This is a genomic window from Alteromonas sp. B31-7, from assembly GCF_015767655.1.
Lineage (GTDB): Bacteria > Pseudomonadota > Gammaproteobacteria > Enterobacterales > Alteromonadaceae > Alteromonas > Alteromonas australica.
The window spans coordinates 946,848-960,319 of sequence record NZ_CP065233.1 but is presented as its reverse complement, the minus strand read 5'-3'; the positions used below and the strand labels follow the sequence as shown (position 1 = coordinate 960,319).

Annotated in this window: 12 protein-coding genes; 10 read left to right on the top strand and 2 right to left on the bottom strand. The window is 41.9% G+C overall.

Annotated features, from left to right (window positions below; genetic code table 11):
* Window positions 1–55 precede the first annotated feature (55 nt).
* The 10 genes from IUA53_RS04040 to IUA53_RS03995 all read left to right on the top strand — a co-directional run bounded on the left by IUA53_RS04040 (window position 56) and on the right by IUA53_RS03995 (window position 9,367).
* Window positions 56–1,228 carry a hypothetical protein gene (locus IUA53_RS04040; RefSeq protein WP_196898482.1) on the top strand — a complete coding sequence of 391 codons (1,173 nt, stop codon included), beginning with the start codon at window positions 56–58 and terminating at the stop codon, window positions 1,226–1,228.
* A 109-nt stretch (window positions 1,229–1,337) separates the two neighbouring features.
* Window positions 1,338–1,844, top strand: a complete 507-nt coding sequence (locus IUA53_RS04035) for a hypothetical protein (protein ID WP_196898480.1) — start codon at window positions 1,338–1,340, stop codon at window positions 1,842–1,844.
* A 119-nt stretch (window positions 1,845–1,963) separates the two neighbouring features.
* The gene (locus tag IUA53_RS04030) at window positions 1,964–3,055 is read left to right on the top strand and encodes a hypothetical protein (RefSeq protein ID WP_196898479.1); all 1,092 of its coding nucleotides are present in this window, start codon (window positions 1,964–1,966) and stop codon (window positions 3,053–3,055) included.
* Window positions 3,056–3,057: 2 nt separating this feature from the next.
* Window positions 3,058–3,618, top strand: a complete 561-nt coding sequence (locus IUA53_RS04025; protein ID WP_196898478.1) for a hypothetical protein — start codon at window positions 3,058–3,060, stop codon at window positions 3,616–3,618.
* Between the two features lie 569 nt (window positions 3,619–4,187).
* Window positions 4,188–4,472, top strand: a complete 285-nt coding sequence (gene tnpA, locus IUA53_RS04020; RefSeq protein ID WP_196897416.1) for an IS66 family insertion sequence element accessory protein TnpA — start codon at window positions 4,188–4,190, stop codon at window positions 4,470–4,472.
* Window positions 4,472–4,807 carry an IS66 family insertion sequence element accessory protein TnpB gene (tnpB, locus tag IUA53_RS04015; protein ID WP_196897417.1) on the top strand — a complete coding sequence of 112 codons (336 nt, stop codon included), beginning with the start codon at window positions 4,472–4,474 and terminating at the stop codon, window positions 4,805–4,807. The genes tnpA and tnpB overlap by 1 nt, the downstream gene beginning before the upstream one ends.
* Window positions 4,808–4,830: 23 nt before the next feature.
* Window positions 4,831–6,387, top strand: coding sequence for an IS66 family transposase (gene tnpC / locus IUA53_RS04010; protein ID WP_196897418.1), 1,557 nt, complete (start codon window positions 4,831–4,833; stop codon window positions 6,385–6,387).
* A gap of 105 nt (window positions 6,388–6,492) precedes the next feature.
* Window positions 6,493–7,383 (top strand): sce7726 family protein, encoded by an 891-nt coding sequence (locus IUA53_RS04005; RefSeq protein ID WP_196898477.1) that lies wholly within the window; start codon window positions 6,493–6,495, stop codon window positions 7,381–7,383.
* On the top strand, window positions 7,374–8,336 hold the full coding sequence (locus IUA53_RS04000; RefSeq protein ID WP_332310799.1) for a sce7725 family protein: 963 nt from the start codon (window positions 7,374–7,376) through the stop codon (window positions 8,334–8,336). The genes IUA53_RS04005 and IUA53_RS04000 overlap by 10 nt, the downstream gene beginning before the upstream one ends.
* Before the next feature lie 128 nt (window positions 8,337–8,464).
* A complete protein-coding gene (locus IUA53_RS03995; RefSeq protein WP_196898476.1) occupies window positions 8,465–9,367 on the top strand; it encodes an RES family NAD+ phosphorylase in 903 nt (300 codons plus the stop codon).
* 104 nt (window positions 9,368–9,471) lie between these two features.
* On the opposite strand, the gene IUA53_RS03990 is transcribed toward IUA53_RS03995, so the two are convergent.
* Both IUA53_RS03990 and IUA53_RS03985 read right to left on the bottom strand, forming a co-directional pair.
* Window positions 9,472–10,302: an abortive infection family protein gene (locus tag IUA53_RS03990; RefSeq protein ID WP_196898474.1), complete on the bottom strand. Its 831-nt coding sequence runs from the start codon at window positions 10,300–10,302 to the stop codon at window positions 9,472–9,474.
* A gap of 251 nt (window positions 10,303–10,553) precedes the next feature.
* Window positions 10,554–13,457 (bottom strand): type I restriction endonuclease subunit R, encoded by a 2,904-nt coding sequence (locus IUA53_RS03985; protein WP_196898472.1) that lies wholly within the window; start codon window positions 13,455–13,457, stop codon window positions 10,554–10,556.
* Window positions 13,458–13,472 lie beyond the last annotated feature (15 nt).

Genomic DNA, 13,472 nt, shown 5'->3' with positions numbered 1-13,472 from the left:
CGACTTAGCACAAAATAGGCTAAGGCATGGATTGATTTAATAAAAAAGGAAGGAAATGAACACTCAATTAGTATTACCTGAAGAATTAAGCTTTTTAAAAGCTCGACTTTCTAAAGAATTGCAGGATCTAAAGCCCGTTAGCAAAAACAAACTTGCTAACTTATCATCGCACTTCAATACAGACAGAACTTTTGCAGGACGGGCTCTCAGGCAATATTACTTATACTATTTTCTGCTCGTAGAATTTCTCGAATATGAAGATTTGGGGCAGTTCGAAAAAGTTTCATTCTCCATTCCAATTGAATACAAAGGACAACTTTTCTTTCTTGAACATCGGAAATTAGGGTTAGGACTTGTCACTGAAAAACCTAAAGAAAAAGAACAGACGGCTGAAGAAGTTGTTCATAAACTAAACGCAGCTTTAGAAATGGCTAAGCCATTTTTTGAGTGGAAAGCTGAGCAAGCTGCGGAACAATCTAAGCTCAACGTAGTTAATCATAGTAATTTTCTTTTTGACAGATATCGTTACTTCTCTGCTCTCTACAGCTCACTTATCGAGGATGCTGAACATAGAAAAGGTGAGAAGATCGAAGAGGAGATAGGTGGTTGGACCCACATTTCATACCCCTCGACAGAAATTAAACAAAATGCTGAATGGGTTTCAATGTCTGCTATCGATGCGTTTTTTAGTTGGACTGAGCACGTTTTCATTCATATGGCGATATTGAGAGGCAAAACAATAACAGGGAAAGATGTTGATAAGCTTGCTTCGGGTAATTGGGCAAATAAATTCAAAGCAGCACTAGATGTGAGTGACAAAGAAACACATACTTTTTATGAACAACTCACGACAATAAAAAGACAGCTACGCAACTATATCACTCATGGCGCTTTCGGTAAAAATGGAGAAGCAATGAGCTTCCACTCTAATGTAGGTGCCGTTCCTTTGTTACTTCCTCAGAAACAAGGCGCTGCTCGCTTCACATTCTATTCGGACCTTAGTTTTGATGAAGATGAAGTGCTCAACTTGATTGAAAAGTTTATTGTGCATTTATGGGCAGGTCCGAGAATGCCATTTAAAGTTTATATACAAAGCTCTTTACCATCGATTTTAACTATGGCGCAAGATGGACAATACCCAAGTGCGATCGAGTCTCTACAAGAAATGGAAGAATTGGTTGAGTATCTTCAGCACAGGTTTGATGTTGCTGCAAACATGGACTGGTAAGGCTCGGATAAACAGCAATTTGTGACTTCTCTAATCATTGAAACAAAGAAATAAGTTGTGTGAACAATGATTCAATAACACAAAAATCAAACAGTGTGAGAGCTATACATTGAAGAAAAAGATAAATACTAAATTGGTAGGTCAAGTTGGTGAACACCTGCTTTCAGCTAAGCTTGGCATGATGGGATTTTACGCAAGTCCATACGCAGGCAACGTACCTGCATTTGATGTTACCGCAGTAAACGCTACTACCCTTGAGTCTTTTGTGTTGCAAGTAAAAGCGAGCACTACGGATACTCTAATTCAAAGTGAGATCAACAAATGGATAGAGACACAGGTAGACGATACCGGACTATATCGTTTTGGTAGCGAAATACCGCTTAATAATCCAGATATGATTTGGGTAGCGATAAATTTACCAAACGAAAACTTATCACAAGCAAGATTTTTTCTTTGTAATGAACGTGATATCCAAGAAGCTCACATTAATAGATTTGTGAATTGGATCAAGTCACATGGATATAGGCGTCCAAAGAGGGGTAAGTCAATGCAATCGATTTTAACAATTAGTGACTTATCAAAATTCGAGGATAATTGGTCGATATTGTATAGGTAGCTGCCGTTGATTAAGTATCTCTTCATCGTTAATGTAAACAGGTAGGTCAAATCGCTGGCACTATTAAAAAATCGGTAAATCTGAAACAATCAAGTAAGAAATTGAAAGGGAGTTTCATCGTGGTTGAAAAAGCAAGTATTAGATTTCACAAAGTAAAACATTGTGGAATATATAGAGAGCGAGCAAGAACTCCCGAAATGGGGTCCTTTACAGAAGTAATAAACAATATTTTCAATTGGTCCAACTCAGATCAGCGACTTATTCAGAATACATGCACGTATGAAGTAAGTCCCGATTTTGATATGGAGTTCTTAGAAACATACTTAGTAAGCATCAAGCATGACAACGTAACTGGTGATTATTTTGGAGCGATGTGGAATAAAACTCATGAATCAGGCGATTCAGTCTATGCACTAGACCCATCCACTGCCGTCGACAATCTAAGTGCAAGAGCTCTACACAAAGGGAACTTACCAGCACAATCAATACCAGGATATGCAACGTATTTTTGGTTTATTCCTAGTCAAAATTCATTAGCCACAATTACTTTTGGAACTCCACGCACAGGGATGAAACCCTTCTCATACTGGCTCGAGTCATTCCTTAAAACCGAAAGTCGCTACGTGAGGTTTGACCAAAGTGATATGTTTCTGGGTTATGCACAAGGTACAAATAGTCCAAACCCCGATCTTGTTCCCCGCTTTACTAGAACTCTTCATAAAAACCCAGCAAAGCGAGACTTAATCATACAAAATAGGGATCAAATAAGAGGCATCATAAGACGAATAAGTCTAGATAGATCGCAAGCTAGCCACGATGGCACCATCGATAAGCTACTAAGTCTGGTGGGAATTACTAGTAAAGATAACTCCATGCCACATGAGATTCCTTTATCATATGAATTAAACTACAGACCCTCAGAGTCTGAACTCACGCGAATAATTTCGGATTACGAAAATGGTGTTGATAACGGTAGCTGGCAAGATGTCGGATTTAAATTTCCGCAGAACAATACTTTCGGTGCTGATGAAAAGGAATGGCTAAGTAAGTCATATGCGAAAAGCAAAATAAATATCGACGTTGAATGGGTAGTTCCGGGTCAGCTTTTGGATATGGAGAACCTTAAAGCTTCAATAAACTCTAGAAGAAGTGAGCTGATTTCTCTATTACCAGTTTTGAGAGAAGTAACCTCTTCATCACAGGTCGCTTAAAAGTGAATGCAAAGACTAAGAAAATTGGGGTTATTGCCGGTGTACTAATTTCGATTGCATTCACAGTTCTCTTATTTTTAGCTGGAAAGAGTATCGACTATTCAGTTCAAGAAAAGTATTTTGAGAACATAAGAACTGTCGCATCTATAATTTTTGGCGTGACTGGAGCATGGTTAGCAATAACTTACCCAAGAGCATTAAGCTCCGCAATAGCTGCTAAGAATTCGGACTCATCAGAACGTGAAACTGCACTAAAAAAAGCTGTTGAAGACTCCAAAACCCTTACAGGGTTCATAAGTACTATGATTGTTTCCATAATAATCATAGCCCTATCCTTGTGTATTCCATTCATAAAAGAAATTCTGGGATTATTTCAATGGTCATTGACCGCTAAAAGTTATTTCAGAGGAGCTCTATATGTTTTATTGGGTGCAATCACAGTGATCCAGCTAGGGCTTCTTGGTCTAACACTCAAACACACGTATGGAGCCCTGACTGACTTATATGCTAATACAGCAAAAGCAAAAATTAGGAATCAAAGAGACAGAAATAAGGAATTTTGAACTCTAAATACAACCGGTCTTGGTTCATACAACAGAATCGAACTCATTGCAGGTATGAATTGTAGTAGTTCAGTTGAGTACTGATCAGTAGCGTGCTTTGCACAATTTATCTGGTTAGCAACTGTTAATTCATATTAACAGCAACTAATTTCAGTTAACGCCTATCGGAATTTTGCTGCCTTTAGGCTGCATTAACATGGAGCTATTTCCGGCTGTTGTCTTGGCAGGCATTTTAGTAGTAGCTATCTTCAGTTTGTGTTTTTAACTGCCCAATACGAGCATAAATGAACTCTGAAATTTTCTTACGCGATTTCTCAGTTATGTACTATTTTGACCTGTTAATCGATGCCATGTTCTCGAGACGTATACGGCAAAAGCAAAGCTCCACAAAACTCCAAAAAACTTCATACTGTAGTCGTGAAACTAGGTATTCTGAAGATATTGAGTGCCGGTTAACTACTTCTTGTTCTGGTTCGTATTTATGTAAGCGATCAATTTAGACCGTCTTTTCCTCATTGAACTACCCCGTAAAATAGTCCCCGTAGATTTTACTCACGGAGACTTAATCGATGGCAACAAAAAGACGTACACGCGAGCAATGGCAGGAATTGGTTGATAAGCAAGCAGCAAGCGAACTGTCGGTCAGTGAATTTTGTGCACAGCATGCGCTAACAGTATCAAACTTCTATCTGTGGCGTAAAAAACTGAGCGATGATAGTCAATCGCTTGCGCCGCAGGATAACTGGCTTGCTTTTGATATGCCCGCGAGTGGGAACCAGAGTGCAGGCTCTACCTGGGAGATTGAATTAGCCTTGCCCGGTGGTGTGGTGCTGCGGATGAACCGGGCCGCCTGATGTTACCCTTATCCAATGGGCGTATTTGGCTGTATACCGGTAATACGGATATGCGCAAACAGTTTGATGGGCTGGCAGCACTGGTGCAGGGCAAGTTGGGCATGCAGGCGCATTGTGGTGACTGGTTTGTGTTTATCAATAAACGCCGCACGCAGCTCAAGGTGTTGTATTACTACCAGGGCGGTTATTGTTTGTGGAGCAAACGGTTAGAAAGAGGTACCTTCGCCAAAGTCACTGATGGCACAGCAAAAACACCATTAAACAGTGCCCAGTTACAGTGTTTGATTGATGGGATTTACTGGCAAAAAGGCAAACAAAACAGACGATTTAATTAACTGATTTTGTTATAATTTACGCCATGAAAACGCCCTCAGACAATCCCTCAAAAGATGCACAAATTGCGGCTTTATCCGATGAAGTTGCACAATTAAAGCATCAACTCGACTGGCTTAAACGCCAGTTGTTCGGGCGTAAGTCTGAAAAGGTGTTAGTGGATAATCCGGCGCAGAGCAGTTTGTTTGACGAGGGAGAGTCGCACGCCTTACCGGCAGACACCAAACCGGTGAAGGCCCATACCCGCTCATCCCAAAAACAACGCCGCGACTCGGATGTGAATGATGACGGCCTGCGCTTTGATGAGACGGTGCCGCAACAGGTGATTGACCTGCCTGCGCCGGAATTACAAGGAACGAATGCCGACCAGTATGAAGTTGTTGATATCAAAGAAACCCGTCGCTTAGCACAACAGCCCGGCAGTTATGTGGTACTGGTGTATCGTCGTCAGGTCGTGCGTCATAAAACCACGCAAACCCTTAAGGATACCCCGGCTCCTACCAATGTACTGGAAGGCTGTTACTGCGATGTCTCACTACTCGCTGGGCTGATGGTGGATAAAGCGGTATATCACTTACCGCTTCACCGCCAACATCAACGCATGCTTGATAGCGGTATCACCCTTAGCCGGGCTACCTTAATCAACTGGATACAACAAGGCATTGAGCTGCTTCGGCCCATCGCCAAGGCCCAGTGGCAGCACATTCTGCAAAGCAAAATCCTGATGATGGATGAAGTGCCCATTAAAGCCGGGCGTACCAAAGGGGCTGGCCGAAAACCGGGGCAAATGAAACAAACCTACTTCTGGCCGATGTACGGTGACAGTGATGAGGTGGCGTTTACCTGGAGTCACAGCCGGGGCATGTTGCACGCCAAAGCACAGTTACAGGACTTTACCGGTACCTTGCTCACAGATGGCTATGCCGCTTACACCAAAACGGTTGAACAATTAAATCAACACGAACGGCAGATTGTGCACGCTGCCTGTTGGGTACACATGCGCAGAGGCTTTGAAAAAGCCCTCGACAGTGAGCCTCACACCGCACAACAGGCATTGGATATTATCGCCACACTCTACCGGCATGAAAAACACATCCGGGATAAGCAATCAGACCTGGCCGATATCCATACCTACCGCCAACAACACAGCGAACCACTCGTGACTGACTTCTTCCGGTGGGTCTACCAACAACGACAGCGCACTGATTTACTACCCAAATCCCCCTTCGCCAAGGCGCTTCATTACACCGCTGAGCGAGAGAGCCAACTCAAGGTGTTCCTGAGTAACCCCGCGTTACCCATGGACACCAATCATCTTGAGCGGGCACTGCGGGTAATCCCCATGGGCAGAAAAAACTATTTGTTCTGTTGGTCCGAACTCGGGGCTGAACAACTGGGCATATTACAAAGCCTGATGGTGACTTGCCGCCTGCAAGGCGTCAATCCCTACCATTATCTGGTGGATGTATTGCAGCGTGTAGCACTGCACCCGGCCAAAGATGTACTCGACCTGACGCCAAGAGTCTGGAAAGAGAAATTCGCGGACAAAAAATTGACGAGCGATTTAGATAAAATGGGGTGATCCGGGTCTATATTGATCGCTTACGTATTTATTGCTTTTAGTGTCCTATGTAATAGACTGGAGACATTGAACAAGCATAACAACAAACATAAGTATTTTTGGGACGTGAAAATAAATCAAAATTACAACATATCCGCCATTTCAAGGCTTTTCACTTCTAGCGTAGTCAAAGAGCTTGCGCGAAAGGGCCAATCTCCCTTATTTGCTCGTCTTTTGAATGAAGCGGGGCTTTGTGTGCCTACAAACTCAAGACTCGTGGTTGGAGACATTTTTGATAAGGCGTTTTCAATATTAAAGTTAAAGAATAATAGGCATGAGTATGTCTACAAGTCTGCTTTAGCTCAAAACGTCCTTCTAGGCAGACACTCCTTAAGAACTGCCGCGATGCTCTCAGAGTTCAGAGTTAATAATTGCAAAGCAGATGTGGTAATACTCAATGGAACAGGAACTGTCTACGAAATAAAGTCGGAGAGAGATTCTTTAAGTCGGCTTGAAAAGCAAATATCTGCATATAGGAAAGTTTTTGCCAAAGTGTATGTTATTGCGGGAGAGAATCACATTGAATCGGTTATTGATTCCGTACCAAAAGATGTTGGAATTAAAGTCTTATCCAGTGCGCAAAATATCTCTGAAATCAGGAATGCTATAGACGCTCCAGAAAGAACAGACCCGACAGAGATTTTCAATTCAATTAGAATAAATGAAGCTAAGAACATACTTAACCGTGCCGGTTTCGAATGTCCTGAAGTTCCAAATACTGAGCGATATTCTGTGTATAAAAGCGCATTCAGCAAGCTAACACCAGTCGAAGCGCACAGGGGAATGGTAGAGGTTCTCAAAAAGACCCGTAATCTGTTACCTTTACAAGAAGTGATTGATGACATGCCTATATCATTAAAATCGGCAGTCCTCACAACTTCAATTCGAAAATCAGATCGATATAGGTTAATTAAAGCAGTAAATACATCTATCGATGAAGCATTACAATGGACGTAAGAATATCAATGTACTTCCCCTACTTTCGAGGTAAGCAAAACGAGCTTATTACAATTCGGAATAACGCTTCCTTAATGGCTCAGGCAGGCTTCGTTCCAATAATTGAACCGGTTAAAGAAACTTTAAATGGTCTCAAACGTGCATTGGACTCCGTTGTTAATTCAAAAGGCCGAGCTATTGTAATCGTTAATCCGTTTCACGGTGACTATTCGAAAAATGGCGACTCTCTGACGAACCTTCTAGCTGAGCATTTTGATGGTGAAGACGGCATTTCCGCCGGAATATTACTTACTAATGAGATTTCGCTTGAAGCAGCGATTTCGAGTTGTAAAGCGCATGAACAACATAGCTTAACTCTTATCCATGCAGGTTTCGCGTATGCAAGGGAATTAAGTAACGCTCTTGGAGATAAAGTAAAAGATATAACACATTGCTTTTTTGAAGAAGATGCTGGGAAGCTGTATCAAAAGCACTTTATGGCCGCTAAGTCCAAAATATTAATTAGAGATGGATTCAAGAAGCGTAAAAATAGAGAACACCCAAGTGAGGAGTTCTTTTCAGATCTCCACGCAACCTTTCAGATGGAAAACATGCAAGGTTTTGGTGACTTTTTAATAGTTGGAGATGAGTATTCGGAGAGTGGCGGCCCAGCATACGCCGTCGCAATACATCTTACTTTCATTGATGAAGAGCAAGATGAAGCTATGTTCATTTATCACTTTATCTCAGATAGACAAGACACCCCTCAGGATCCAGCAGGTAAGTTTCTCGAAGCATTAAACAAACTTATTATTAAAGCGGATGAGCCAACAACAAAGATCTTGGCCACAAAGGCACTAGCGGAGTTTCGCGATCTCCATGAACGAAAGCATTTTCCGGGCCTAGGTTATGTTAAAAAGCTGTCTATGCAGCATCATATTGAAGTGTTAGCTGATTTCTTCAACGGTAAATAGCTATCATGAATTGTTGCTCAAGCTGTTTTGGCGATAGTGGACTAGAGTCCCATATAAAATTTTTATCTCATGAAGTTGGTGTTTGCGATTACTGTGCTTCGACTGACGTACATCTTGTCAATCCATCGATGCTAGAAGATAAATTCGCATCACTTCTAAATACCTATGAGCAGAATGAAAATGGAACGTCAATAATAGAGCTACTAAAAAAGGATTGGTGTCTATTTTCTCATCCGCAAATGACAATCGCACAGGGACAAATGTTACTTGGAGACGTTTTAGATGACGGACAACTAGTTCGCCAAAATTTTATGGCTTCTGAGCAGTACTTATCGAATAGATTAGGTAAATGGGAAGAGCTTAGAAAGGAGTTAATGCATAAAAATAGGTTTTTCCCAGAGACCGAGGTAGATTTAGAGCGTCTTGAAGAACTGCTTTCACACATTTCTGTTGGCTCAATTGATCTTCAAACTGAGTGGTATCGTGCTCGCACAAAAGTTCGTGACGAACTATTTCTACAAGAGGAAATGTCAGCACCTCCATCTCATTTAGCATCGCATGGTCGAGCTAATCCAGCCGGAATTCCATACTTATATTTGGGGTCAGAAGTCGAAACCGCAATATCTGAAATTAGGCCTCATACTGGTGACCAAGTCTGTGTTGCAACCTTTAGTATTCCAAATAACCTAACTCTAGTAGATCTCAGAGCTCCAAGGCGCTCTGTCTCCCCTTTCATATTAGAGGACGAAAAGGATATTGGGAAAATGCGTTCTGACCTTGTTTTCTTGGAACGACTAGGACATGAGTTGACTCGTCCGGTAAGGCAAATGGCTGCTGCATTTGACTATACTCCCAGCCAATATTTGTGTGAGTTTATCAAGAAAAGTCGTTATGACGGAGTTCTCTATTCTAGCTCGGTCAGCTCAGGCTATAACCTTGCCTTATTCGAAAAGGCGAAGGCTCGCATAGGACAGATGAGCCACCGAAAGGTGAATAAAGTTACCGTAGAAATATCCGCAGAAGAAAACTAATCAGCATTAGTACTTTGTGAATCGTAACTGCTTTACTTAAGCCAACGTTTCATACGTGAGTGAATCGCTATAACGGAAACACCGCTTTTACACTAATTCTGGTATTAGGTCTTCTTCTGGCGCGCAATACATTCTTCGATGTAACGAAAAACAGTCATTGCTGCATTGATCATCGCTTGAGCTTCTGGTTCTAGAAGCAGTTCATTGTTATGGGCAAGGCTGGCGTGGTTTCGAATTGTACCCAAAGCATTTATTGTTGCGGCCATGCTGTTTAGAACGTTAGCTACCTCTGCTGGCCTATTTCCGATTGGTTTAAGAGCTGCGTGATTGTTTTTCAGTTCTTTGAAAGCCTTTTGAGCCGTAGCACCTGATTCCAACTGGATAGAAGCTTGGTGACACAATTCAACCAGATATGCATGAAGTGCCGTATGCACACGATCAATCGCGCTTGCTGGTGACAATGTCTTTGCATCTTGTAATGCACGTACAACTGTCTGTGATACAGACGCATTAGAATCGGGTATTCTTACGTTACCTGCCAATATCAGTTCGCTGTTATTAATATGGCAAGGAAGCCCATGTTTCGACAGTATTTGGTTTATATATAAATCTGAAGGGACATTAGTCTCTAAAAGAGAAAGCTGTTCACATGCATTATGGAGTGCAGCAATGAATCCCGGACCGTCCTGACTGGCTTTTTCCATGTACCATTCCAAGTCTCCTCTCGCCCAGTCAGTATTAGAGCTTGTACCGAATTCTACAGCAGCTGGCTTTGCCATATGCTTCTTGAAGGTTTCAAGTATATGTTTTTCTGTACAACGTTCACTGTGATTTATTTTACGGATCAGCGCCTGAAATTCTCTGAAAGCATCATCAGGTATGGAAAAAGCATATTCTGTTGCAAATTGAAGCTCTGTTGGCAGTAATAAAGGCATCGTGTTCCTGTTTTAACGGCAATTCATAATTATATTTCCCGAGCATTTTGGGGTCATTATGTTTTATTTCTATCCTTCTTAAAAATTCTCCGCATGCTCGAAGATTTCTTTATACACCTCAACGCGATCAACTAGTGGATAGCCGTGCTTGGCGAACAACGGTATCTAGATCTCGAAGCAGAAAATTCTCTTCATATTGTTGGTCAAATAAATCCTACGTTTCATTCATATTGAGTCTTCCTTGTGCCATTTTACACACCACCATAAAACGTATTCACAAAGTCTTTCAGCTTCTCGGTAAGGCGCGGTATGACTTTCTTGCGCTGAAGTATGCTGGGTGGTTTCTCCATGAGTCCTGCTACTTCTTCACGTAACGGTTCTTGGTTGTTGTAAATCATTCGTTCGACAACATCTTGCATGCGCTCTGGAACGAGTTGCTCTTCTTCTGCAATCTGCTTGGTTGCCTTTTCTTTTTCGACTTCCCAATACACTGCAAATGCGTCGTCTACTTCTTCAGCAGACTTCACATTAGGTAGGTTTTCTTTAATAAATTTATCGATGAGTTCTTGCTTACTTCTTAGGTTAGGATCGCCATTCACCGCTTGCATAAGAGCCTTGTACTGATACTGGTATTCTTCTTCCGACTCTGTTTCTTTTAACTTACTCAGGAGTTTCAGTATGTAGGCAACGTTTATTTCATCCATCGCCAATAGTTCGAGTTCAAAGTCGACCTCTTCCAGAACAGACACCTTTTCTTTGGCATTATTCGTCTTCACTTTGTCGTGTAAGTCGAGGTACTTACTCTTGAAGTCTTCGAACTCTTGTTCATCTATTCGCACGTCGTCAAAGCTAAAATCTGCAAAGCTTTCCAGAATGTTTCTCAAGCGCATTAACTCGCGAAACGCTTTTATGTATTCCAGTTCCTGATTCTCATCTTCCAGACTATCTACGCTTTCAGGATCGGGTGCGATTGCTAAAAGGTTGCCGAAGGCTTTGTTGAAGAGTTTCACAAACTCATCATACGGCGGCATGATGACAGTGTCTTTAGCGTCTTTGTTTGAAAACAGAGCTAGTGCTTCATCAGTGCACTTTTTGAGGTTGCGGAAGCACACAATATTACCTTGTGATTTCTGTTCGTTAAGAATGCGGTTAGTGCGAGAATATGCCTGTATTAAGCCATGATATTTAAGATTTTTATCGACAAATAGCGTATTCAAGGTTTTGCTGTCGAAACCTGTAAGGAACATGTTAACCACTAACAGTATGTCTACCTTCCGCTGGCGAACCTTCTTTGAAATATCGTTGTAGTAGTTATAAAAAGACTCGCTGTCTTTGGTGGTGTAACTACAACTAAACATTTCGTTGTAATCGCAGATAAACCGCTCCAACTTGTCGCGGCTGTGGCTATACACAGCCTGAGGTTCCGCCACCTTATCTAAGTCGTTATCGTCTAGTCCATCAGCATCGGGATCTTCTTCGTTGGCTGCATAAGAAAAGATAGTTGCAACTCGTAAGTTATGCTTTCCTTCCGCTTTCTTTTTGGCAAAAAGTTCGTAGTACTTTATCAACGCAGGAACGCTTGATACGCAAAACATCGCCGTAAATTCTCGGCTATGAGTTTTGCGGTTATGCTGGGCAATGATGTAGTCGACTATTTTTTCTAGCCGAATCTCTGATTCCATCAGCTCCTTGGTGTCTATGCCTTCAACTTCAATGTCTATCTCATTTGCACTGTCTTTCTTTTTGTACCTGCCGACATACTCAACGTTAAACTTGAGTACGTTCTCATCTTTAATCGCATCGACAATGGTGTATTTGTGCAATGGCTTATGAAACAAGTCCGTCGTTGTGTATTTGCGAGATGATTTCGAAACAGCGTTTTCAACAAAAATCGGCGTACCAGTGAAACCGAACATTTGATGATTAGTGAAGAACTGGCTGATTTTTTGGTGGGTATCACCAAACTGGCTTCGGTGACACTCGTCAAAGATAAACACAATATTTTTATCTTTCACCGGCTCCATTCTTTTAGAGTAACGCTTGTGGCTTATCGCGTTGTTAAGCTTTTGAATGGTTGTGACAATCAGCTTTGTATTGCGTTGCTCATTGATCTTATCCGCGGCAACCGGCGCATCGGTAAACTGATCTACAAGTAGCTTTGTATTATCTGTGCTATCTACGCACCCTTTCGAAAAGCCGTTAAACTCTTTGCTTGTTTGGTAGTCGAGATCCTTGCGATCAACGACAAACACCACTTTGTGAACTTTACTGTCGCCTGTAAGCAACTGGGCTGTTTTGAATGAGGTTAAAGTTTTGCCTGAGCCCGTAGTATGCCAGATATACCCATTCATCTTATCGATAGATTGAGCACTTACGACTAAAGCCTGGCGTTCGGCAACACGTTCGATAATCGCTTCAGTTGCATATATCTGGTACGGACGCATTACCATAAGAATGCGGTCAGTCTCATTTAGCACCACGTACTTCGTGATCATGGCGGTGAGATGATTGGGCGTTAAAAAAACCTGCGCGAATTCAGTAAGGTCACTGTAACGTTTGGTATTTAACTCATCTGCCCAGAAGAACGTTTGCTTGAAGCTTTGTTTACGGTTGTTGGCGTAATACTTGGTATTCGCTCCGTTCGATATAACGAATACCTGCACGTACTGAAACAGGCCATCTTCTGCCCAATAAGAGTGACGCTGATAACGGTTTATTTGATTGAAAGCTTCTTTTAGCTCAAGCCCGCGGCGCTTAAGTTCGATTTGCACCAAAGGTAGGCCGTTTACCAGAATAGTGACGTCATAACGGTTCTTATATCGCCCTTCTACGATAACTTGCTGAGTAACCTGAAAGTGATTTTGCTTAACATCTTCATCCAGAAAACGAATGTAGCCAGTGGTGCCATCATCCTTGTTAATTTGCAGTCGGTCACGAAGAATTTTAGCCTTATCGAACACATTACCTTTCGCTAAGGCGTTGCGAATTTGCTTTAGTTCAGTATCGCTTATTTCAAAACCATTGAGCTTTGAAAGCTGAGATTTCAGGTTTGCCCGCAACGATTTGGTATCGGTTATTTGCACGGGTTCAAAACCTTGCTTAGCAAGTTGTGCAACGAGCTTATTTTCTAATTCTTGTTCCGACTGATAGGCCACATTTACTCCTTGTAC

What these genes read in the sequence shown, in the direction of transcription:
- IUA53_RS04040 (WP_196898482.1), top strand. Translation starts at nt 56, where the DNA reads ATGAACACTCAATTAGTATTACCTGAAGAATTAAGCTTTTTAAAAGCT.
- tnpA (WP_196897416.1), top strand. Translation starts at nt 4,188, where the DNA reads ATGGCAACAAAAAGACGTACACGCGAGCAATGGCAGGAATTGGTTGAT.
- tnpB (WP_196897417.1), top strand. Translation starts at nt 4,472, where the DNA reads ATGTTACCCTTATCCAATGGGCGTATTTGGCTGTATACCGGTAATACG.
- tnpC (WP_196897418.1), top strand. Translation starts at nt 4,831, where the DNA reads ATGAAAACGCCCTCAGACAATCCCTCAAAAGATGCACAAATTGCGGCT.
- IUA53_RS04000 (WP_332310799.1), top strand. Translation starts at nt 7,374, where the DNA reads ATGGACGTAAGAATATCAATGTACTTCCCCTACTTTCGAGGTAAGCAA.
- IUA53_RS03995 (WP_196898476.1), top strand. Translation starts at nt 8,465, where the DNA reads ATGCTAGAAGATAAATTCGCATCACTTCTAAATACCTATGAGCAGAAT.
- IUA53_RS03990 (WP_196898474.1), bottom strand. Translation starts at nt 10,302, where the DNA reads ATGCCTTTATTACTGCCAACAGAGCTTCAATTTGCAACAGAATATGCT.